This window comes from Bacillus sp. V59.32b, assembly GCF_003429085.1.
GTDB lineage: Bacteria > Bacillota > Bacilli > Bacillales > DSM-1321 > Peribacillus.
The window spans coordinates 65885-86235 of sequence record NZ_QVTC01000060.1 but is presented as its reverse complement, the minus strand read 5'-3'; the positions used below and the strand labels follow the sequence as shown (position 1 = coordinate 86235).

The window sequence follows — 20351 nt, the reverse complement described above, 5'->3', positions numbered from 1 at the left end:
CGTGATTACAGCGAGTCTTTGACTTTTGACAAAACCGCATTCACAAATCGGCTTGATTGGTCATCCCCAAACTTTTTAGCGACTTCAATGCTTTCATCCATGGCGACATTTACCGGAACATCTTCACTGTACCGCATCTCAAAAATGGCAAGCCTAAGAAGGTTGCGGTCAATATTCGCAAGCCGCTCAAGCGTCCAGTTTTCAAGGTTGCTGCGGATCAGGCCGTCAATCTCTTCTTTTTTGTCAAGGGTACCTTTTACGAGCTTTTCGAAATATTCATCAGAGGCTCCGCCATCCAAAACGCTCACCAGTGCATCCTGAATTTCCGACTTGCCAATCTCGATCGTATAAAGTGCCTGTAGTGCTTTTTCACGGGCTATTCTTCTTTTCATCACTTTACTCCTTTAATATCCACTATTATATATGAAAACAAAGACAAAGACGAACATTAAATGTCATTTTATTAAAATTATTAAGTTTTATTAATTAAACGATAAACAAAGAACTCGTTTTGCCTCAACCTTCGATGGAAATCACATCTTTTACACTGTATCAGATAATAGTGTGAAGAGAAACAAAAATCCTATGCTTTTAATTCCTATATAATTTGTATGCCTCATAACAAGGCAAACTAAACTCAGGCGCAGGTGTTTTTAATAGAAAAGCCCGGCTAAAAAGCCGGGCCTTTCTTTAGAATGTAAGAATGTTACATTTCCTGCTCGATTTCCGTTTCTTGTTTCGCGTTCTCAAATTGGATCCCGACGACATGGACATTCACTTCATCGGCATCCAAAGCTGTCATATTCAATAATGCCTGCCTGATATTATCCTGTACCGACTGGGCTACCTTGGGGATAGACACACCGAATTTCATGACGCAATATAAGTCCACCTTAATTCCATCGCCGGACAGGTCCACTTTAACGCCCTTGCCGTGATTTTTTTTCCCGAGACGTTCTACGACTCCTGAAGCAAACCCGCCGCGCATCTGTGCGACGCCTTCAACTTCACCCGCAGCAATTCCGGCAATGACTTCAATGACCTCTGGAGCTATTTCCACTTTGCCTAATCCATTATCACTTTCGTTCATCTCAAGCATTGCACTTTCCATTTCACTCATTTTAAAGCACCTCCTGTTTCTCTTTCATTATGAATCCATTACATCATATATTTCAAGGAATTTAGTATTAAATTCCCCTGAGACGAACTGTTCATGCTGAAGCAGTTTAATATGAAACGGAATGGTCGTATGAACGCCCTCAATCGCAAACTCACTTAATGCGCGCTTCATTTTTTCGATGGCTTCTTCCCTTGTCGCCGCGTGGACGATCAATTTCGCGATCATCGAATCATAATAGGGAGGAATCGAATAGCCTGGATAGGCAGCGGAATCCACCCTTACGCCAAATCCGCCCGGGGGCAGGTACATCTGGATCTGTCCGGCAGACGGCATAAAATTCTTTTCGGGGTTTTCCGCGTTGATGCGACATTCAATCGCCCATCCGTTAAAGGCAACATCCTCTTGTTTCAAACTCAGTCTTTTTCCGGATGCCACATAAATCTGTTCCTTGATCAAATCAACACCCGTCACCATTTCAGTAACAGGATGCTCTACCTGAATACGGGTATTCATTTCCATAAAGTAAAATTTACGGTTCTTATAATCATAGATGAATTCGACTGTTCCTGCTCCCGAATAGTCCACAGCCACAGCTGCCTTTACAGCCGCAGCCCCCATCTCCTCGCGCATTTCACTATCCAGGGCCGGGGAAGGGGTCTCTTCAACCAGCTTTTGCAAGCGTCGTTGAATCGAACAATCCCGTTCACCCAAGTGGATGGCGTTTCCGTGTGAATCGGCCATCACCTGGATTTCAACGTGACGAAAGTCTTCAATATACTTTTCAATATAGACCCCGGCATTGCCGAACGCGGTCATGGCTTCCTGTTGGGTAATGCGGAGACCTTTAACCAGATCATCCTCGGTTCTCGCAACACGGATTCCTTTTCCGCCTCCGCCAGCAGTAGCCTTTATGATAACCGGATAACCGATTTTTTCTGCCAGTTTTATCGCTTCATCATTATCTTTTATAATGCCTTGTGATCCGGGAACAATCGGTACACCCGCTTCACGCATCGTTTCCCTCGCCACATCCTTTGTGCCCATTTTTGAAATCGCCTCGGGGGACGGACCTACAAAAATGATTCCACACTCACGGCACAGGTCAGCGAAATCCGCGTTTTCAGCCAAAAATCCATAACCGGGATGAATGGCATCCGAACCTGTAAGCTTGGCCGTGCTGATAATGTTCGTGAAATTAAGGTAACTGTCTTTGGATGCGGTCGGTCCTATACAATACGCCTCATCTGCGAGCTGGACATGAAGCGCCTCTCTGTCGGCTTCAGAAAAGACAGCGACCGTCTCAATGCCCAATTCCTTGCAGGCCCTGATAATACGGACGGCAATTTCACCGCGGTTTGCAATCAGTAGTTTTTTAATCATCTGTAACAGCTCCTTATTCAGGCTTAACTAAAAACAATGGCTGGCCATATTCGACTAACTGGCCATCATTCACTAATATTTCAACGATTTCTCCTTCTACTTCGGCTTCGATTTCGTTAAACAATTTCATCGCTTCCACAATGCAAACGATCGAATCCTTTTTAACCTTCGAACCTGCTTTGACATATATGTCTTCATCAGGAGAAGGAGACTGATAGAATGTTCCGACCATCGGTGATACAATTTTATGTAAATTTTCCTGATTGGACTCCTGTGTCTCCTGAGCGGGAGCGGATGCAACAGCCGCTGCTTTCTCCTGCTTTACAGGCTGTTCCTGTACCGGAACTTGGGCCTGTACCGTATCAACGACGACAGAAACCGGCTGTTCCGGAGCGGCTTTCTTTTTCATTTTAATTTTTGTTCCTTCTTGCTCATAAACAAATTCATTAATGTTTGATTGATCAATCAATTTAATAAGTTCACGAATTTCTTGTACCTTTAACATTACGGCACCCCTTGTCTATTTTTTTAACAGATCATTTCGAAGGAATCATCCAGTCGTATCGGTAAATTTATGACTAGATACTAATATCATACGATAATAGCTTGCCAAAATTCAATACATAGTCTTAACTAGTTTAACACTCCTAACAATTCACCTGCAAAGTTTTGGCTGACAATACGTGCAAGAAACATAAGTAAACGCTTAGGTTTATACCCAAGCGTTCATTTATAGGAAGAATTCAATTATTTTTTCGGTTGGAAGTCGACCGCCACATTGTGCATACTTTCCAATTCATCATTTACAAGCCGGATAATATTGTTGGCGGCAGAGGCGTTGGCTTTATCTGCTTTTACGGTAATGTTCACATCCTTACCCTTCACTCGTACAAGCGCGGCGTCATAATTCATTGCTTTAATTAACGATTCAATGATTTGTTCTTTTTCATCAATCTCACTCAATTCTTTAATCGATGCCGCTGCCTTGCTCCTTTCTTCCGCCGAGACCTCAGTATCTGCCATGACTAACGTCAATTCCTCTTTTTGTTTAGCGCGGCTATCCTGAATTTCCAAGCGAAGTGTCTCGTAAGCATCATCGCCCGTTTGTTCAGTTACGACATTAGCACCTGATTTGCTTTCTTTTTCGGCGGCCGGCTCTCCTTCATTCTCTTTTTCAGCTTGTTTGGTCTCGGTCTGCTGTTTGGTTTCAGTCTGCTGTTTGGTCTCGGTCTGCTGTTTGTCCTCTTTTTGCTCAGTGGCTACCATATTTGAAGAATCCTTTGGCGGCGCGGTCAAATAGTAGACAGATAATACAACGACAAGGCTTAACATCGTCAATAACCAAACGGTTTGTTTTTTTAATAACATGGATTTCTTCCCCCTTATTTTTTAGGCATTACCGAAACCCTGTGGCTCGGTACGTCAAGTGACCTTGTAACAGCTTCGATGATCCACTTCTTTATCTGGATATTCTCAGCACCCTTGGCTACGACCAGGACACCGCGGATTTTTGGTTTTTTTGTTTCTAAAACAATCGGACCTTCTTTCTCACCACTTTTTATAATGACGAGCTGCTCATCTATATTCGAATCTTCGACTGTCCGTTTGCCGCCTTCCTGATCTGTTTCTTCCGTGATTTGCTTTTGTGTGACCTTATTTTTTTCAAAAATTTTCTGTTCGGAAGCATCCACGTTTACGACTACCTTGACATCGTCGACGCCTGAAATCGCTTCAAGCGCTTCCTTCATTTCGGTTTGCAGATATTTCTCATAATCCTTAATCGATTTGATTTCCACTTGTTCTTTCCGGCCGAATGCCGGGACTTCCTCTTCTGACTCCTTGTCATTGAAAGCAGGCATTGCATCGTTTGGATCCATGCCGTTCTGACTTTCCTGATCGGTTGTCAAAAAGTTCTCTGCCATCATGATTCCGACTCCAATAATAAGGACCACGAAAACGTAAGCATATAGTGAAGGTTTTTTCTCTTTTGGTTCCCCATCTTTAATGAATAGTTTGGTAAGCCAGGTTATAGGACCTTTATCATTTTTCAATTTTTCGATTCACTCCCTTCCCCGGCTATTTCAATCACTTGTTCATCTACAGACCAATTCGCTGCGAGAAATTTTTTAATCTCTTCCAGGTTAGCAGGCTGTTTGTGCGGAGTTGGGTCCCCCTCTGTATTGATGTCTATTTTCGCGACAACCTCTACTGAGTCTGTTTCACTCTTTGCTTTGTCCAATTCCAGTACAATCTTCTCCAAGTCCTCCGGCATCTCAGGTTGTTTAGCATTTTTTACTTCTAAGTGAATGGATTGAATTTCCATTTCGTATTTCGCTATCAACTCCTCTTCCACTCCTGCCTTCAACCCGACAGCCATTTGTTCTAAAATATATGCATGTTGTGAGGCTTGTATTTCTTTTTTCTTCATTTCTGTTAAATTTTCCAGATTCTTTTGCTCACCCTTCTCGAAAGAAGCCGTTGCTTCTGCTAGCAATTGATCAAAATCGGTGTTAAATAAGGAAAGCACCGGTGATATGATAACCGCGATCAGCAAGAGGCCAATGACCATCTTTGCATATTTCTGCATTGCCGAGGTCGGAAGCAGCATATCAATGACAGTGGCTAGTAACACAAACAAAATGATATTTGTAACCCATCCCGTTAAAAACTCCAATGCTCCTGCTCCTTTCCTCACCTCACCTCACCATGAGCGTAATATTTCCGGCCGCTATAATAATCGTTATGCTTAGAAAAAACATAAGCGATACAATAGCCAAAGCCGCAAAAATATAAATCATGCTTTTGCTGATAATATCGAGACAGTTGATCACCGGTCCTCCGCCAAGCGGCTGCAAAAGCCCCGCTGCAAGTTTATAGATGAAGGAAACGATCAATATCTTGATGGCCGGAAAGGCAGTGATCATAAGCAGGATCGCCACACCTGCCATCCCCACGGTATTTTTCAAGAGGACCGATGCATTTATAACAGTATCTGTAGCATCAGTAAACATTCTCCCGATCACCGGGATGAAATTGCCGGTAATAAACTTGGCGGTTCTTAACGTGACCCCGTCAGCAACAGCCGATGTGGCTCCCTGGACAGAAATAACACCGAGGAAAACGGTCATGAAAGCTCCGAGAATCCCGATTCCAAAGTTTCGAAGCAGCTGGGCAAGCTGGGTCACTTTATATTGGTCCGTCAACGTACTGACAATGCTGAGAAGTGCCGAGAGAAACAGCAGCGGCAGGACGACATATTGAACCAAAATTCCGCTCGTGTTCATAAGAAAGAGAAGGACAGGATGAAAGAATCCCGCCGAGATTACACCGCCCGAAGCGGCAACTAAGGCGAGCAGCAAAGGGATCAACGCCATCAGAAAGGAAATCATTAAATCGATTGTTTCCTTCGTATAGGTAATGGCGACATGAAAGCTGTTAAGCGCGAGAATAATCAGTACCATATAGACAATCGCATAGGCGACTTTACTGATGGAACTTTGTTCAAAGGCATTTTGGAGCGACTGGAGAAACATGCTAAACACCGTAAGCAAAATCAATGATCCAAGCAGCTTTCCATTTACAATCAATTCATGGAAAATGAATTTTCCCAATCCCTTAAACCATTCCGCGAATGAAAATTTCTTTTCCCCGCTAATAAAATCCATGAAGCTGCCTTTTTGGCTTTCCGGCAAGAAACCTCCGTATTCAGAAATGACATCATCCCAATATTGTTTCAGCTCGTCCACGCCGAGCTTGTCGATTTGAGACTGAACAAGCTCCGATTGCATAATGGGTTCTGTTTCATCGGTGGCGGAGGCAAGGACCGTGCTGCCCTGAAAAAAAAAGAAGAAAAGCAGCATGAGTGATAGGTAGTATATTTTTTGCTTCATATATTCACCTCACCTGAAATTAACAGATACCGTCTGTCAGCTCGGAATCATCTTAATAATCGTTTCGATGATGACTGTCAGAATCGGGATCGCCATTGCCAAAATCAATATTTTGCCGGCGAGTTCAATCTTTGAAGCAAGCGATCCTTGTCCGGCATCTTTCGTAATCTGGGAGGCAAACTCGGCAATATAAGCAATCCCGACAATCTTTAGAATCGTTTCAAGATACACCATATTGACATTGGCATTGACTGCAATTTTTTCGAGCATCTGAATGATTTCATAAATTTTATCTGCCAAAAAAAGAAAGATCGAACAACCAACAAAGACCACCAGCAGGAAGGCAAAATTCGGCTTTTGCTCTTTGATGATAAGAGCGAGAAAGGTGGCCACCAGTGCGATCCCGGCTATTTTGATAATTTCAATGGCCAGCCCCTCCCTACTGAAACAAAAACACTGATTTGATTTTCTGGAAGAGATTTTCCACGATCGACGCAACCATAAATAAGATATAAATAAAGCCAAAAAGAGTGACCCATTGAGCGTATTCCTTTTTTCCGACCTGATCCAAAATCGTATGCAAAAAAGCCACGACAATTCCGACACCGGCGATTTTAAATATGATGTCTACATCCATGCCCATCTCATTTCCTCCCGTATCTGCCTACATTAGCAAAATTATTAATAGCAAGCCCGATAGAAAGCCAAGGCTTTTGACCATTTTTTCGTATTTTCCTTGCCGGTCGATCGCGTCGTTCTCTTCTCTTTCCAAATGCGTCATCGTGAGCAGTATCTGTTTTTGCTGATGATATCTGTCATGCCTGCCGAGTGTTTCACCAAATTGGGATAGAATTTCAAATTCCCCCTGTTTTAATGCAAGCCATTTCCATATCTCCTTTAAGGACTCATCCCAGGCATCCTTCACGGTCGTTTCTCCCGAAGTAAGACGGTTAGCGAAGGATTCGAAAAACCATGAGAGCGGTTTAGGCATTTGCTTCGAAAGCTTTATAGCTGCTTCTGCGAGAGGAGTATGACCGTACATAATTTCTGCTTCCAGCGATTGCAAAGCCACCTTCAGCTGCCTTAGCTGGCGCGGCCGCTGGCTCAAATGTCTGGAAGCTTCAAATCCAGTCCAGGTCGTGGCTAAAATAATGATTGCCGCACCTATTAGCTTAATCATCTATGAAACCCCCAGTTTCCGTGAAATAGGCTGACCTCGGGCATCCAGAACGGTTGAAATTCTGCCTTTATCTTCATCTCTTTTTAATTCAATGAATCTTTCAAATATGTTCTGTTCAAGGATATGAGCAATATTCGGACGTTTTTTAACATCCTCCAATGAATGCCCGTGAGTGGTGATAATCAGCTTGATCCCCGCATTCACCGCTTCCAGCACGGCCATCGTATCTTCAGCCCTGCCAATTTCATCGACGATAAGAACATCCGGAGACATCGATCGGATCATCATCATCATTCCTTCCGCCTTTGGACAGCCATCAAGCACATCCATCCTCGGACCGAATTCCAGCTGCGGCACCCCATGGACCGCTCCTGCAATTTCCGATCGTTCATCGACAACCCCTACCTTATTCGGCTGAATCTGATGTCGCTCATCTCCGCCTGAAATAATGCGCGCAATATCCCGCAGCAAAGTCGTCTTACCGCTTTGCGGCGCACCGATGATCATCGTATGCTGCCATTCTCCTGCGTGGAGATAGGGTACTAAGCCTTGCGCAGCACCGATTTTCTGTCTGGCTATCCTTATGTTAAAAGAAGAGACATCCCTGATCGCTTTAACAGCACCATTCTCTAAAATTACCTTGCCGGCCAGGCCAACTCTATGTCCTCCTGCAACCGTTATATAACCTCGTTTCAGTTCTTCCTCAAGCGTATATAAAGAAAATTGACTCAGACGACTGAGCAATCCTTGAGCATCCTCAGCACTCACCAGGTATGGCATAAAAGATGGCCTGCCGCCGATAATGATTTCAAGAGGCCTCCCGACACGGATGCGAAGCTCTTCGATTTTTTCGGTCGCGGCCGGTGGAACAGACCTTAGTTGTTCATGAATCTTTTTCGGCAAAAGTGACAGGATATTTTCCATAGCTACCCTCCTCGTTCATATTTAAAATGTATGCCTGTCCGCACAGTTTATGACAGGGAGTGGGTGAAGAGTTATGGAAGAAGGTCCGCCAATTGGGGATTGGGAATTTCGATATGTAGCGGGTTTTACCGGGGTGGGTGTTTTCATTTAGATTTCGTTGCGGGAATTTCGATTTTGTTGGAAACTCTAATTTTCGTAGCTGAAAATTCAATTTTTGTAGCCGCTTTTCTCAGTTTTGTAGCCGATAATACCACTTTTGTAGCGGTAATTTTATTTTTGTAGCCAATCCCAGATTTCGTATCAAAATTGAGCAAAAAAAACCGGAGATTAGGCTCTCCGGTTTTTGATTCAAAGACTTTTATAATTTTGACAGATGTTTAGCCACGACGTACAGGACGTGTCGATTTTAGTCGACGCGAGCTTCCGCTTTTCCTTATGCACGCGATACATAGGAAGCTTCTGTTGTATTGATGATCAGACGGTCTCCCTGATTTACGAAGAAAGGAACCTGGACAGTAAGTCCTGTTTCAAGAGTTGCCGGCTTCGTTCCACCGGAAGCGGTGTCCCCTTTGATTCCCGGTTCTGTTTCGGTTACTTCGAGTTCAACCGTGTTTGGGAGCTCGACCCCAAGTGTTTCGCTTTGGAATGTCATGATATGCACTTCCATATTTTCTTTCAAGAATTTCAATTCCCTCTCGATGCTCTTTTCAGGAAGTTCGATTTGATCGTATGTTTCATTATCCATAAACACATGGTTGTCGCCGCTTGCATACAAATACTGCATCTTGCGGTTTTCGATATGGGCTTTGCTTACTTTTTCTCCGGCACGGAAGGTCTTTTCCTGGATCGCTCCTGTACGAAGGTTCCGCAGCTTTGAACGTACAAAGGCAGCCCCTTTACCTGGCTTTACATGCTGGAATTCAATTACCTGCCAAATGCCATTGTCCACTTCAATTGTTAACCCGGTACGAAAATCATTAACGGAAATCATTTTTTGTCCTCCTACATCTTATTACAAAATAATTAACTCTTTTGTTGAATGGGTGAGCGATTCATTGCCTTGAATGGTAATGATCGTATCGTCCTCAATCCGGACACCACCCAATTCCGCTACGTAAATGCCCGGTTCCACCGTTACGGCCATGCCAGGCTCCAGGATTGTTTCAGATCGGACAGAAAGTGCCGGTCCTTCATGCACTTCGAGGCCGATGCCATGACCGGTTGAATGGCCAAAACTTTCTCCGTATCCTTTTTCGGCAATAAAATTACGGGTAAGCGCGTCTGCTTCTTTTCCGGTCATGCCCGGCTTGATGCCGGCCATTCCCCGCAGCTGTGCTTCAAGAACGATGTTGTAAATATTTTTTAACTCATCACTTGGCTGGCCCACTGCCAGGGTTCGGGTAATATCGGATACATACCCGTTGTAATAAGCTCCGTAATCAAGAGTGACCAATTCTCCCTTTTCAATCACTTTATCAGAAGCAACCCCGTGCGGAAGAGCCCCGCGGTATCCTGATGCCACAATCGTGTCGAAGGAAGAAGAAGCAGCTCCCTGCTTTCTCATAAAAAACTCAAGTTCATTGGAAACTTCCAATTCAGTTAAACCGGGACGGATATATTGTGTGATATGGGTAAATGCCGCATCGGCAATCTGTGCGGCTTCCTTTAATATCTTAATCTCTGACGGTGTCTTAATCAAGCGCAATTTCTCTATCAGGCCCGATACCGGGACGAGCTCACCTTCAAAAGCGGTTTCATACACTTTGTATGACGCAAACGTGACGTGATCCTGTTCAAAACCAAGTCTTTTGATGCCCATCGCTTTTGCCTGACTGGCCACTTCATCGGTAATCGTACCAGTATGCTGGACAATTTCAAACCCTTGAGCCTGCTTGCCTGCCTGTTCCACATAGCGGAAATCCGTAATGAATTTCGCTTCTTTGCGGGAAATCAACACAATACCCGCAGAACCAGTGAAGTTCGTCATATAGCGGCGGTTATATGTGCTTGTGATCAAAAATCCATCAACCTGGACAGTCTCCATTTTTTCGCGGAATCGCTCTAATTTCTCCATCCCATTTCACTCCTTTATATTTTTTTTAATGCATGAAGCGCCAATTCGTAACCTTGCAGGCCAAGTCCGACAATTTGACCGGCCGTTACCGGCGCAATAACGGATACATGCCTGAATTCCTCCCGTGCATGAACGTTAGTAATATGTACTTCGATGACGGGGATTTTTATAGCAGCAATTGCATCTCGAATCGCATAGCTGTAATGTGTAAGTGCTCCTGCATTGATAACGATGCCCTTCACTCCATTATCTTCGGCCCAGTGCAGTTTATCAATAATCGCCCCTTCATAGTTAGACTGGAAGAGATCGAGACTGATTCCGAGTCCTTCCGCACTTTGCTTTAAAGAATGCTCTAAATCGGAAAGCGTCTCTATTCCGTATTGCTTTGGCTCCCGTTTTCCTAACCGATTAAGATTAGGACCGTTTATCACTAATATATTTTCCATGCTACACCCGCTTTATCTGCTGAATTAAAAAAGAATGTTCAACATGAACATTCTATCATAATCCCAAATTATGTTACACAGAAAAGCGCAAGCATCTTTTCATGTTCAATGTGTGATCTACATCAAGTCATCTTTGCTTCCGTTTCCATCTTTTCTATCTTTTCGAGCTCCTGATGTTCGTAAGAAATCGAATAGCCGATAGATACACCAAATAAGATAAAAAGACAAATGCTCGTGATAATCGTGTTACCCGTCATTTCCGCATATGAAGGAAAATCAGGGAACATCGGCTTAAATATAAAAACTAAAACCAGCCATAAAACTACTCCATATAGCAGACCGGCAAAAATGCTTGTGACCTTTTTTAATAAAGCATAGTAAATGAGAGCTGCCAAAATGGAAAGGATTCCAAATAGCAGGATCGATATGACAACCCCGAGCCAGCCTTTGGCCCATTCTAACGTAATCCATGAAGTCAAAAGAAATTTTGGGCTGAAGTCCAAAAAATTTAAAAAGTAGGCCACTTGGGCAAGGAAGCTCCAAAAAACACCGCTATAAAAACCAATGACCATGGAATCCACGATAAGAGACCTTGGTGTGTCCCGTCCGGTTTGTTCTTCATTTAGTTCAGACATATCTTTCACCTCCATTATGTAGCATGCCCCTTCCCCGCATGCAATATTTCTATGAATTCATCCATGTAATGATAGAAGTTGAACGATTAAAGTATAAAAATATTGTTTTTTTTAGTATGATAAAGAAGTAGTACGAAGGGTAAAATAACAGCATAGGTTGGTGTAGAAATTGTCTGAAACCCAAAAACCAGTATACGGAGGGCAGGCGGTAGTGGAAGGCGTCATGTTTGGCGGCAAACACCACACCGTTACCGCGGTCCGGCGTAAAGACTCTTCCATAGAATATTTTCATGTACCACGAGAAAGTAAGCCCCTGCTTCAGAAATTAAAGAAAATCCCTTTTTTGCGAGGTATCGTGGCCATTATAACTTCAAGCGCCAACGGCTCAAAGCATCTAAACTTTTCATCAGAACGCTTTGATGTAGATCCTGCAGATGATGGGGAAATCGCAAAGGAAGCGGCATCATCGTCGAAGCTGACCATGTGGCTAGGTGTAGCAGCAGTTGGCGTGCTTTCATTCATTTTTGGAAAATTGATATTTACACTCATCCCGGTTTTTCTCGCTGATTTAATGCAACCGATTTTTCAGGGTAAGACCGCACAGATTCTTGTGGAAGGCTTCTTCAAGCTTCTCCTATTGTTTTCCTATATATATTTTGTGTCGCTCACCCCGATCATTAAAAGGGTCTTCCAATATCACGGAGCTGAGCATAAGATTATCAATTGTTTTGAAAACGGCAAAGAACTTACTGTAGAAAACATTCAAGCCCAGTCCAGACTCCATTACCGCTGTGGTTCAAGCTTTATCTTATTCACTGTATTTGTAGGGGTTTTTGTCTATATGTTCTTTCCTACGGATCCCCTCTGGCTGAGAGTGGTCAATCGGATTTTGCTCATTCCGGTGGTTCTCGGCATTTCCTTTGAAGTCCTTCAGCTTACAAACAAATTGAGGGAGGTTCCCGTGCTGCGCTATCTTGGTTATCCCGGTCTATGGTTGCAGCTTTTGACCACTAAAGAGCCGACAGATGACCAGGTCGAAGTGGCCCTGGCTTCTTTCAATGAACTTCTCAGACTGGAAAAAGGTACAGCCGCAGGTTTAAAAACAGAAGATATTGTGTAAAAAATAGCATAAGGAAAAAAGTTTGAGGATTATTTGAAAAAGCTCGTTTAAAAAGCGGTAAAAATGCTCATGATGCTCTTAAGGAGGTGTCTTTGTTGAATCGTATCATTTACGGGATCATTGCATTGGCCGTTCTCGGACTCGCCAGCCAATTGTTTCATAATCCATGGGGCTTGATCAGAAGCGTCCTGATTATCGCAGTTGTGGTGGGGATTGTTTATTTCATTTATAAACGTTTAACAAAGGATAAGCCTGAAAAAAAAGAGCAACGGGCATTTCTTAAAGCCGCTCGCCAATCGAAAAACAGGCAGAAATCCACAAAGGCAAAACGGGATAATGTCGCTACCTTTTCTCTAGCCAAATCAGCGAAGAATAAATCGAAAATCAGAAAAAAGTCGGAAGCAAACCTAACCGTCATTGAAGGAAAAAAAAATAAAAAGAAAAATCGGGCTTCGTTTTAAAAAGCCCGATTTTTTAATAGGTCCATTTTTTCAGGAACTTTTCAGCCGATTGTTTCCCTTGATTGACAAGCACAGCCTTGTTCTCCTCTGTTAATTCAAATTCAGTCGCCGACACGCCCTTCATCGGAATGAAAATAATATTGTTAACATGCTTTCTTGAGATATATCTGGAATCGTGGGCATCCTTCATCGTCTTGAACAGAGCGCTGAACATCTCAAGTGCGTTGTCCACTTCATGAGGTTTTTCGCATTCTTTATCTCCGCTTAGTTTCATCCCAAGTACAGGACGCCGCTTTTTTACATGTTCCGAATCGAATAGCCACATCGGAAAATTGCTCAACACACCGCCATCCACAAACACATGACTACCCATGCCCTTCTCCAGCTTCAGCTTGACTGGTTCAAAAAAATAAGGAATGCTGCAGCTCATTCGTACTGCTTTTGCGACCGGGAAACTCCCCGGATCAATTCCATACTTAACCAGGTCATCCGGCAGCACGACCAATCTTCCATTTGAAATGTCGGAAACGATAATTCTCAAGCTCTGAAATGGAAGATCCGAAAACCTGACGACTCCTCTTGCTGCAAGCTTTTCGGCGACCCATTTTTCAAGGGCGTCTCCCTTATACAAACCCAGCTTCCAATAAACCATAAGCCATTTTGCAAACGGAATGGGCAGTCTGTTTCTTATTCTAGCATCCAAAAACTCGCTTGCATCCATTTCATTTAATATATCATTTATTTCACGGCCATTGTAACCGACCGTAATAAACGCTGCAATAATCGAGCCTGCACTTGTCCCGGCCGTCCTGCAGAATGTAAAGCCCCTTTCCTCCAGTACCTGTAATGCGCCGACCAATGCAAAACCCTTTATTCCTCCTCCGGAAAACACACCGTCAATAAGCAATTTGTCCACCCCTGCTAAAGGCCTTTTCTACACTTTAATCAGGGGATAAGCTATATGTCACTAAATTTTTCACTTTATTCATTTAGGTAAAATACTGAACCTCACTTTTCGGAAAAAAGCGGTCGATATAGCCTCTGATCGTGGATTCCAAGTCAGCCGCCTCTTCGTTTGGATAGACATACTTTCCAATTCCATACCGGCCCCATTTATATTTACGTTTGCCTTCATCGAGCTCAAGCTTTGACTTTGGGTAATTTTTTTGAATCACCCGTTTTGCCGGTGCGGTGAACCGGTGCTGGATCAATTCAAACGTTAAGTTGGAAAGATCCATTCCTTGCAATGATTCACTTAAACGCTCAAACAGCTCAAGATAGCCTGCTTTCCAATCCTCATGGATATAAATCGGCGCCACAATGAATCCGAGTGGATAGCCTGCAGCCGCCACCTTCCGCGCTGCTTCTATTCGCTCATCAAAAGAAGAGGTCCCCGGTTCAAAATTTTTAATGACATAGCGGGAATTGATGCTAAAGCGAAATCGTGTCCTTCCGTTATGCTTGGCATCGAGCAGATGGTCGACATGATGGAATTTGGTAACGAACCTCAGCAAACCAAATTCTTTTTGCCCAAAGAACTCAATCGTTTTCTTAAGGGAATGTGTTAAATGATCGATGCCGACAATATCAGAAGTACAGGCTGCTTCAAACCGTGTGATCTCCGGCTTTCTTTCATTCATATATTTTTCAGCCGCCTCGAAAATATCCTCCAGATTAACATAAGACCTTATGTATGGCTTGCTCCCGAGAGTGGTCTGCAAATAGCAATAATGGCAATGTCCCATACACCCGGTAGCGAGCGGAATCGCATATTCTGCGGACGGCTTGGATGTATCGAATTTCAACGTCTTCCGGATGCCAATCACCAAAGTCGATTTTGCGACCCGGTATCTTTGAAAGTCATTATCTCCAGGCAGCCCTCTGATTTGGTTGTGTGACGTCGTTTCTCTGATTTCGATGTTCATCTCCTCAAACTTTTGTTTCAGTTCACGGCCAAGCGGATATTCCAGGGCTTTTGGTTCGATATAAACAAGCTGTGGAACAAATGGTTTCATTCTTCATGCTCTCCTTTTATAGTCAGTATGCAGTTGCGGAATTTTGACATCCTATTCATAAGGATAGTTTTTCTGAATCCGTGTGTTCTCATGTTGGGTTTATTATGGGAAAATTAATAGTTCGGAGGTGTTAAGCAGAGCATGAAAAAAAGAGAGGATCAATATCTAACCAATGCCCCAAAGAAAGAGAGACTGACAATTGAAACCGACCAGGCCTTTCCGAACCGAAAAACGGTTCCGGGAGATTCAGTGGATGAATATATGGAGTTAAAAACGGCAAACGAAATTTTAGCCGGGGATGAGATCGGACAGCAGAATGAGAATCTTTAAAGAAAAGTGAAAGCGCCTGTGGTGTACGTCGTAACCATACAAAAAGAATTTTTATTCCAACATAAACGACCGACTACAATTTTTGTAATCGGTCTTTCAATTATGCGGGCTCATTTTTTCTTGTCCGCTCTCTGTGTGGATGCACTTGATGACGATCAACATAATGATCAGGCCAATAATACCTGAACCAATATAGCTAATGTTTAAATAGTTTTTCATAAGGATCGACATGAGCGGCGGTCCCAGAGCCACTCCGATAAAACGCGCCGAGCTGTAAAAGGAAGAAATCGTCCCTCGTTCTTCCTTTTCAATATTTTCGGTGATCAAAGCATCCAAGGTTGGCAATAACGCTCCTATCGCGATCCCGACGAGACTAGTTACGACAAGAAGCAAAATCAGCCTTGCTTTCACAAACCCGATAAACACAACACTGCCGGACATAAGAATCAAGCAGCCAATGATTAATTTCTTCATCGCAGACAGGCTTCCTTTGATTTTCCTTCCCGAGACATACGATGAAATACAAAGCAGGAAAAGCGGGACCGCAATGATAAACCCTTTTCTCATGCCTTTTAATCGGTGGACGGTTTCCAGGCTGTCCGAGAGAAAAAAGCATGGCAAACAAAATAAGCATCACAAATGCACCTAACAGGAAAACCGTGTACAGCCATCTCCCTTCCTGTTTGAACGTTTTCTTCGTCGTCTGGAGAAATTCCTTAAACCTTTTTGGCTCTTCTTCTCCTTTAGGTACCTTAATAAAGAAAAAAACGAGGATCATGGATATCAGGCTAAAAAAGGAAATCGAGAAAAATGGAAGAAACCAGACAATGGACGCAAATAGGGATCCCAATATGGGACTGAGCACTTTTCCAAATGTGTTGCTCGTTTCAATGATGCCTAAACAGGAGCTTGTTTTTTCATCATCATCTTTATAAAGATCGCCTACTAATGGCAAAATGATTGGTGCAGCACCGGCTGCTCCAATGCCCTGCAAAATTCGTCCGATAATGATCCAAGTGAAAGGCTGTTGCAGCTTCCATGAAGCAAAACCCGCAATCAATCCGCCGATCAAAGCGAATAGGAGGGCCGGCAGCATCACTTTTTTTCTGCCAAACTTATCGGATAAATAACCGGCTACCGGAATCAAAAAGATGGAAGCAATCGAATAGCTTGTAATCACCATACTCGACTGAAAAGAGGTAATCCCCACCTTATCTTCAAAGATGGGCAAAATCGGGATCAGCATTGAGTTTCCGAGCGTCATGACAAGCGGGATCGAAGCCATGCTTACGATACACCAGACACTCACTTTGTTCTCTTCTAGGTATTCCTTGTTTTTCATCCCTGCACCTCATCCGACATTTGTATTAATATGATGTCCTAAACAAGGAAATGTTTTCGGTCAAAAAAAGGAAATGCAACAGGGGAGTTTCCACTCTTTCAGGTTGTTGCGCAAAAAAACCTGACAGCTTACCGCTGTTGTTGCTTTGAACTAAAGTTTGGTCAAAAATAACTCACAAACCAGTATTTTACGATAAATAAAAAGAATCCATTTTGAAAAAAGATTGATCAAAATGGATTCTTCTTCAGCAGTTTAAGTGTGGTTCTTATAAAAAAATTGATCATTTTCTACCTATGTTGTTCCACAATCGCGCCCTTTTATGGAAGAAGTAACTTGCGCTTTTAAACATGGGGCACGCAGATAAACACAGAATGTAAATACTTATTATTAAAGTATTGTTTTGAAATCTTGAAAATTATTCGTGATAAACCGATGAACAAAACGTACGATCACAAAAAGCAATAGACGAATTGGTGGAATAATAGAAGGAATTTTAAGAAATCATATGATTCGAAAAGATGGTTCTTACCGTAATTCAGTATTTTATAGCATTATAGATAGGGATTGAACACCAGTAAAACAAAAATTAGAGAGTCTTTTAGATCAACATTCTCAGAGATTATTACATGATCACTTAAAACAATAAAGAAGATGTGCTAAACAAATTGCCAGCATCTTCTTTATTGTTAGTTTACTCTTTCCCTTATTCAAGAATAGCACCCTTTACTTTAAGTACATTACTTCACAATCTTTTTTACACCACAAAAAACTCAATCCCTTAAATGTGTGGTCTATGCAAAAAGACGACTTCTTATTAATAACGAGCTCCAAGGGTTCGCCACCTTTCGTATGGCTCCCAATAGCACAAAGGGACACGCCCCCTGACCTCATCGCTGTCATGAATGTGTATCCCACCTTGGTTAATTTCACTGCTCTAATATTCGATAACAGCACGACTTTGAATGTACAACTTTGATCATAAACATATTTAATCAAGAAAGGCCAATGATTGTTTACTATATAGCTTTGATAGAGTCTACAAGTTGGAAGAAAATTCAGAAATCTAAGTTATTGTAGCTGATAACCACCTGTTTATTTTTTATTCATAGTTGTGCCCAATATAATCAAGGCAACATAGATTACGATGGCAATAGAATCTACAATCGTATCCGTAAGAGCTGAAACGTCAAGTAATGCAGTTACGCCAAGAATGACAATCAGTCGGACGATCAGGATCGCCGCGATTATCAAAGCGGCAATACGGATTTTTAATTGCTCACTTTGGAATGACATGTAAATGAATGCAATGCCGAATACCAGATTTTCCGCCGTTATAATGTGCCAAACATACGTGAATACCGTCCGGGTATCCATGGGCATCGCCTTAATGTCGAGTGTCGGCAGCACAACGGATTGCCCATTCCAAGCATGCGTAACGGCAAACAGAATCGCAAGAACCCCTACAATCAGATAATAATAATTCCTAACCTTGATGACGATCACAACCCTCCTTAGAAATTTCCGGTTCATTCTCTCGGATATCCTTGTAAAGCTCGCGGACGAATTCTGCCAATCGTTGGTCGCTTTCTTTATTAAAGTCCCTTAACGTTTCGGCTGCCATATTGAGCAGCTGGCTGACCTTTTCCAGATGGGTAATCTTCATCCGCGTTTCTGCGTTTTTAGCATCGAGGAACGAAGCAACATCTTCACAGTAAGTGGAATCAATATTTTCCATCTTGCGGATACCAATAAATTTCTCCTTGATTTCGTCAAGAGAAAAGTCCGCATACTGCATGATCTGAGTATTCATCAAGTCTATGAGGTCATCCCTCGAATACTTGCGGTACCGATTGTCATCCCGAGAAGGCGAGATGATCCCAATCCGGTCATAATACCGAAGTGTATCCTTGGGGATCCCAAGTTTTCGTGAAACCTCTTGTATAGAATAAAGTTTTTCCATGAACCCAGAATATCATTGGAGTTTACTCCAATGTCAAGTTGTATTTATAATTTTTCCTCAATATGCTTTGAAATAAAATTTGTGGTCAAATTAACTACAAAAACCGGTATTTAACGAAGAAAAGATTGATAAAAGTGGATTCTTTTCCACTGGGTTAAAGTATGGTTTTTATAAAAAGTTCAATCATTTTCTATCTGTATTATTCAATAATCTGGCCCTTTAACGGAACAACTCTATTTTCTATCAACAGTTCATTAATCCGTCATTTAATTTAGATGTTCTTTCCTTTCACTATAAAAACACCCCTTTAGATTATCCAAAGGGGTAGAGCATCGCAACATTTTTATAAACGTCGCGACTTATTTTTAAACATCGCATCTTTTTTATAATCATCGCGACTTTATTTTAATCCACAGCTGTTGTAGCTTTAAAATAAAGTTTGATCAAAAATAACTTACAAACCCACATCTTACGTAACTTATAAAGAACCCGTTTTGAAAAAAAGATTGATCAAAACGGGTCCCTTTTTTGTGAAGTATTTCACAACTTTTGTAAAAAAGTTTGATCATTTTCTGCGATTAGCTCTTCCACAAACGCGCCCTTTAACCGAAGAAAGCCAACCGTGAACATACAAGAATTATTGAAACTTTTTCGGATGAAAATATTCAACCGAATAAAATAACGATTATTTTTTATTATAATTCTGCAAATATTAATTTTGCATCATCTGAAGAAGAACCATGGTCAGTATTATCGTAAGAAATTGAAATAACTTCACCTTCTTTTAAGCTGACAACTACATCATCATTAGTAGCAGTAAACATTTGATCTCTGCTCTGACCATTTTCATCGTTATATATTGTAATTTTCCATCCTAAATTCTCAAATTCAGGATTTAATTTAACATTAGTTGAAAGTTTATAATCTCCAGGCATGATATCTCTTCCAACTATAAACTCACCTATACCTAATTCATTAGAAGGTTCAACCTTTTCAGGTACTGCATTAAATTTAACTTTAGAAATATCGCTAAATTCAAGAGTATCACCTTCAAAAAGTATCATTCGTATTTTTGAAGGATATCCTCCAGTATTTTCTTTTGCTCCTCCAACCCAATTTATGAATAACGAAGAAACAGAAGAGCGGTCACCAAATATATTTCCAGAACCTCCTGTGATTTCTAAATCATAAATACCAGGTGTAACTTCTTCATTTTCGCCAATTACTATATTGCCTGTAACATAAAGCTCTTCTGTTTGGGTAGAAAGTGTTGCAAGTTGATTCAAAATATCCAGAGGTGCATTTTTCTCTTCGGGTTTATCCTCTGTAGTGTTTTCAACTTTGTGTACTTTGTTTTTAGTATCTTCTGTAGATCCACTTGAGTCATTTCCACAAGCTGATAATAAGATAATAGATGAGAGAAACAACCCTATAATAATGTTTCTTTTATTAGTGATTTTGATAGAATTCATAA

At 42.0% G+C, this 20351-nt stretch carries 24 protein-coding genes and 2 pseudogenes; 4 read left to right on the top strand and 22 right to left on the bottom strand.

The window, feature by feature from the left end; all coding sequences use genetic code 11:
* Positions 1-5 precede the first annotated feature (5 nt).
* From nusB to D0463_RS14305, 16 genes are all read right to left on the bottom strand, one after another.
* Positions 6-392 carry a transcription antitermination factor NusB gene (gene nusB / locus D0463_RS14380; protein WP_117308068.1) on the bottom strand — a complete coding sequence of 129 codons (387 nt, stop codon included), beginning with the start codon at positions 390-392 and terminating at the stop codon, positions 6-8.
* A 314-nt stretch (positions 393-706) separates the two neighbouring features.
* A complete protein-coding gene (locus D0463_RS14375) occupies positions 707-1111 on the bottom strand; it encodes an Asp23/Gls24 family envelope stress response protein (protein ID WP_483295744.1) in 405 nt (134 codons plus the stop codon).
* 36 nt (positions 1112-1147) lie between these two features.
* On the bottom strand, positions 1148-2500 hold the full coding sequence (accC, locus tag D0463_RS14370; protein ID WP_117308066.1) for an acetyl-CoA carboxylase biotin carboxylase subunit: 1353 nt from the start codon (positions 2498-2500) through the stop codon (positions 1148-1150).
* Between the two features lie 13 nt (positions 2501-2513).
* Positions 2514-3005: an acetyl-CoA carboxylase biotin carboxyl carrier protein gene (accB, locus tag D0463_RS14365; RefSeq protein ID WP_117308065.1), complete on the bottom strand. Its 492-nt coding sequence runs from the start codon at positions 3003-3005 to the stop codon at positions 2514-2516.
* 242 nt (positions 3006-3247) lie between these two features.
* Positions 3248-3868: a SpoIIIAH-like family protein gene (locus tag D0463_RS14360; RefSeq protein ID WP_117308064.1), complete on the bottom strand. Its 621-nt coding sequence runs from the start codon at positions 3866-3868 to the stop codon at positions 3248-3250.
* 14 nt (positions 3869-3882) lie between these two features.
* The gene (spoIIIAG, locus tag D0463_RS14355) at positions 3883-4551 is read right to left on the bottom strand and encodes a stage III sporulation protein AG (protein ID WP_117308063.1); all 669 of its coding nucleotides are present in this window, start codon (positions 4549-4551) and stop codon (positions 3883-3885) included.
* Complete coding sequence (spoIIIAF, locus tag D0463_RS14350; RefSeq protein WP_117308086.1) at positions 4548-5174, bottom strand: stage III sporulation protein AF; 627 nt, start codon at positions 5172-5174, stop codon at positions 4548-4550. Before spoIIIAF ends, spoIIIAG begins: the two co-directional genes overlap by 4 nt.
* 22 nt (positions 5175-5196) lie before the next feature.
* Positions 5197-6390: a stage III sporulation protein AE gene (gene spoIIIAE / locus D0463_RS14345; protein WP_117308062.1), complete on the bottom strand. Its 1194-nt coding sequence runs from the start codon at positions 6388-6390 to the stop codon at positions 5197-5199.
* A 36-nt stretch (positions 6391-6426) separates the two neighbouring features.
* Positions 6427-6822, bottom strand: coding sequence for a stage III sporulation protein AD (gene spoIIIAD, locus D0463_RS14340; protein ID WP_174234333.1), 396 nt, complete (start codon positions 6820-6822; stop codon positions 6427-6429).
* A 7-nt stretch (positions 6823-6829) separates the two neighbouring features.
* The gene (gene spoIIIAC / locus D0463_RS14335) at positions 6830-7033 is read right to left on the bottom strand and encodes a stage III sporulation protein AC (protein WP_117308061.1); all 204 of its coding nucleotides are present in this window, start codon (positions 7031-7033) and stop codon (positions 6830-6832) included.
* A gap of 21 nt (positions 7034-7054) precedes the next feature.
* Positions 7055-7570, bottom strand: coding sequence for a stage III sporulation protein SpoIIIAB (gene spoIIIAB / locus D0463_RS14330; protein ID WP_117308060.1), 516 nt, complete (start codon positions 7568-7570; stop codon positions 7055-7057).
* Positions 7571-8494, bottom strand: a complete 924-nt coding sequence (gene spoIIIAA, locus D0463_RS14325) for a stage III sporulation protein AA (protein WP_117308059.1) — start codon at positions 8492-8494, stop codon at positions 7571-7573. It abuts the gene before it with no gap.
* 433 nt (positions 8495-8927) lie between these two features.
* Positions 8928-9485, bottom strand: coding sequence for an elongation factor P (efp, locus tag D0463_RS14320; RefSeq protein WP_117308058.1), 558 nt, complete (start codon positions 9483-9485; stop codon positions 8928-8930).
* Between the two features lie 21 nt (positions 9486-9506).
* Positions 9507-10568: a M24 family metallopeptidase gene (locus D0463_RS14315; protein WP_117308057.1), complete on the bottom strand. Its 1062-nt coding sequence runs from the start codon at positions 10566-10568 to the stop codon at positions 9507-9509.
* 14 nt (positions 10569-10582) lie between these two features.
* Positions 10583-11014 (bottom strand): type II 3-dehydroquinate dehydratase, encoded by a 432-nt coding sequence (aroQ, locus tag D0463_RS14310; RefSeq protein ID WP_117308056.1) that lies wholly within the window; start codon positions 11012-11014, stop codon positions 10583-10585.
* A gap of 122 nt (positions 11015-11136) precedes the next feature.
* Positions 11137-11649 (bottom strand): YqhR family membrane protein, encoded by a 513-nt coding sequence (locus tag D0463_RS14305; protein ID WP_160118446.1) that lies wholly within the window; start codon positions 11647-11649, stop codon positions 11137-11139.
* 223 nt (positions 11650-11872) lie between these two features.
* Between D0463_RS14305 and D0463_RS14300 the strand changes: the two genes are divergently transcribed.
* A complete protein-coding gene (locus tag D0463_RS14300; RefSeq protein WP_117308084.1) occupies positions 11873-12769 on the top strand; it encodes a DUF1385 domain-containing protein in 897 nt (298 codons plus the stop codon).
* A gap of 86 nt (positions 12770-12855) precedes the next feature.
* Positions 12856-13230: an SA1362 family protein gene (locus D0463_RS14295; protein WP_117308054.1), complete on the top strand. Its 375-nt coding sequence runs from the start codon at positions 12856-12858 to the stop codon at positions 13228-13230.
* 13 nt (positions 13231-13243) lie between these two features.
* Here the strand turns inward: D0463_RS14295 and D0463_RS14290 are convergent, their stop codons facing one another.
* Positions 13244-14137 carry a patatin-like phospholipase family protein gene (locus D0463_RS14290; RefSeq protein ID WP_117308053.1) on the bottom strand — a complete coding sequence of 298 codons (894 nt, stop codon included), beginning with the start codon at positions 14135-14137 and terminating at the stop codon, positions 13244-13246.
* Between the two features lie 82 nt (positions 14138-14219).
* On the bottom strand, positions 14220-15245 hold the full coding sequence (gene splB, locus D0463_RS14285; protein WP_117308052.1) for a spore photoproduct lyase: 1026 nt from the start codon (positions 15243-15245) through the stop codon (positions 14220-14222).
* A 141-nt stretch (positions 15246-15386) separates the two neighbouring features.
* On the opposite strand from splB, the gene D0463_RS14280 reads away from it, so the two are divergent.
* A complete protein-coding gene (locus D0463_RS14280; protein WP_117308051.1) occupies positions 15387-15575 on the top strand; it encodes a hypothetical protein in 189 nt (62 codons plus the stop codon).
* 96 nt (positions 15576-15671) lie between these two features.
* Here D0463_RS14280 and D0463_RS14275 read toward each other — a convergent pair.
* Positions 15672-16917, bottom strand: a pseudogene (locus D0463_RS14275) (MFS transporter).
* 348 nt (positions 16918-17265) lie between these two features.
* On the opposite strand from D0463_RS14275, the pseudogene D0463_RS19950 reads away from it, so the two are divergent.
* Positions 17266-17485 (top strand): annotated as a pseudogene (locus D0463_RS19950) (GNAT family N-acetyltransferase); the annotation flags it as partial.
* Positions 17486-18009: 524 nt separating this feature from the next.
* Here the strand turns inward: D0463_RS19950 and D0463_RS14260 are convergent.
* The 3 genes from D0463_RS14260 to D0463_RS14250 form a co-directional block, all read right to left on the bottom strand.
* Positions 18010-18420: a hypothetical protein gene (locus D0463_RS14260; RefSeq protein WP_117308050.1), complete on the bottom strand. Its 411-nt coding sequence runs from the start codon at positions 18418-18420 to the stop codon at positions 18010-18012.
* The gene (locus D0463_RS14255) at positions 18401-18877 is read right to left on the bottom strand and encodes a MerR family transcriptional regulator (RefSeq protein ID WP_117308049.1); all 477 of its coding nucleotides are present in this window, start codon (positions 18875-18877) and stop codon (positions 18401-18403) included. Before D0463_RS14255 ends, D0463_RS14260 begins: the two co-directional genes overlap by 20 nt.
* A gap of 695 nt (positions 18878-19572) precedes the next feature.
* Positions 19573-20349 (bottom strand): hypothetical protein, encoded by a 777-nt coding sequence (locus tag D0463_RS14250; protein ID WP_216824904.1) that lies wholly within the window; start codon positions 20347-20349, stop codon positions 19573-19575.
* Positions 20350-20351: the final 2 nt, after the last annotated feature.

Bases quoted from the DNA above. Each gene is read 5' to 3' on its own strand.
- splB (WP_117308052.1), bottom strand. From the start codon at position 15,245: ATGAAACCATTTGTTCCACAGCTTGTTTATATCGAACCAAAAGCCCTG.
- D0463_RS14315 (WP_117308057.1), bottom strand. From the start codon at position 10,568: ATGGAGAAATTAGAGCGATTCCGCGAAAAAATGGAGACTGTCCAGGTT.
- D0463_RS14255 (WP_117308049.1), bottom strand. From the start codon at position 18,877: ATGGAAAAACTTTATTCTATACAAGAGGTTTCACGAAAACTTGGGATC.
- spoIIIAC (WP_117308061.1), bottom strand. From the start codon at position 7,033: ATGGGCATGGATGTAGACATCATATTTAAAATCGCCGGTGTCGGAATT.
- spoIIIAE (WP_117308062.1), bottom strand. From the start codon at position 6,390: ATGAAGCAAAAAATATACTACCTATCACTCATGCTGCTTTTCTTCTTT.
- D0463_RS14300 (WP_117308084.1), top strand. From the start codon at position 11,873: ATGTTTGGCGGCAAACACCACACCGTTACCGCGGTCCGGCGTAAAGAC.
- nusB (WP_117308068.1), bottom strand. From the start codon at position 392: ATGAAAAGAAGAATAGCCCGTGAAAAAGCACTACAGGCACTTTATACG.
- D0463_RS14375 (WP_483295744.1), bottom strand. From the start codon at position 1,111: ATGGAAAGTGCAATGCTTGAGATGAACGAAAGTGATAATGGATTAGGC.
- accC (WP_117308066.1), bottom strand. From the start codon at position 2,500: ATGATTAAAAAACTACTGATTGCAAACCGCGGTGAAATTGCCGTCCGT.
- D0463_RS14250 (WP_216824904.1), bottom strand. From the start codon at position 20,349: ATGAATTCTATCAAAATCACTAATAAAAGAAACATTATTATAGGGTTG.
- D0463_RS14360 (WP_117308064.1), bottom strand. From the start codon at position 3,868: ATGTTATTAAAAAAACAAACCGTTTGGTTATTGACGATGTTAAGCCTT.
- D0463_RS14280 (WP_117308051.1), top strand. From the start codon at position 15,387: ATGAAAAAAAGAGAGGATCAATATCTAACCAATGCCCCAAAGAAAGAG.
- spoIIIAA (WP_117308059.1), bottom strand. From the start codon at position 8,494: ATGGAAAATATCCTGTCACTTTTGCCGAAAAAGATTCATGAACAACTA.
- efp (WP_117308058.1), bottom strand. From the start codon at position 9,485: ATGATTTCCGTTAATGATTTTCGTACCGGGTTAACAATTGAAGTGGAC.
- D0463_RS14305 (WP_160118446.1), bottom strand. From the start codon at position 11,649: ATGTCTGAACTAAATGAAGAACAAACCGGACGGGACACACCAAGGTCT.
- spoIIIAB (WP_117308060.1), bottom strand. From the start codon at position 7,570: ATGATTAAGCTAATAGGTGCGGCAATCATTATTTTAGCCACGACCTGG.
- aroQ (WP_117308056.1), bottom strand. From the start codon at position 11,014: ATGGAAAATATATTAGTGATAAACGGTCCTAATCTTAATCGGTTAGGA.
- accB (WP_117308065.1), bottom strand. From the start codon at position 3,005: ATGTTAAAGGTACAAGAAATTCGTGAACTTATTAAATTGATTGATCAA.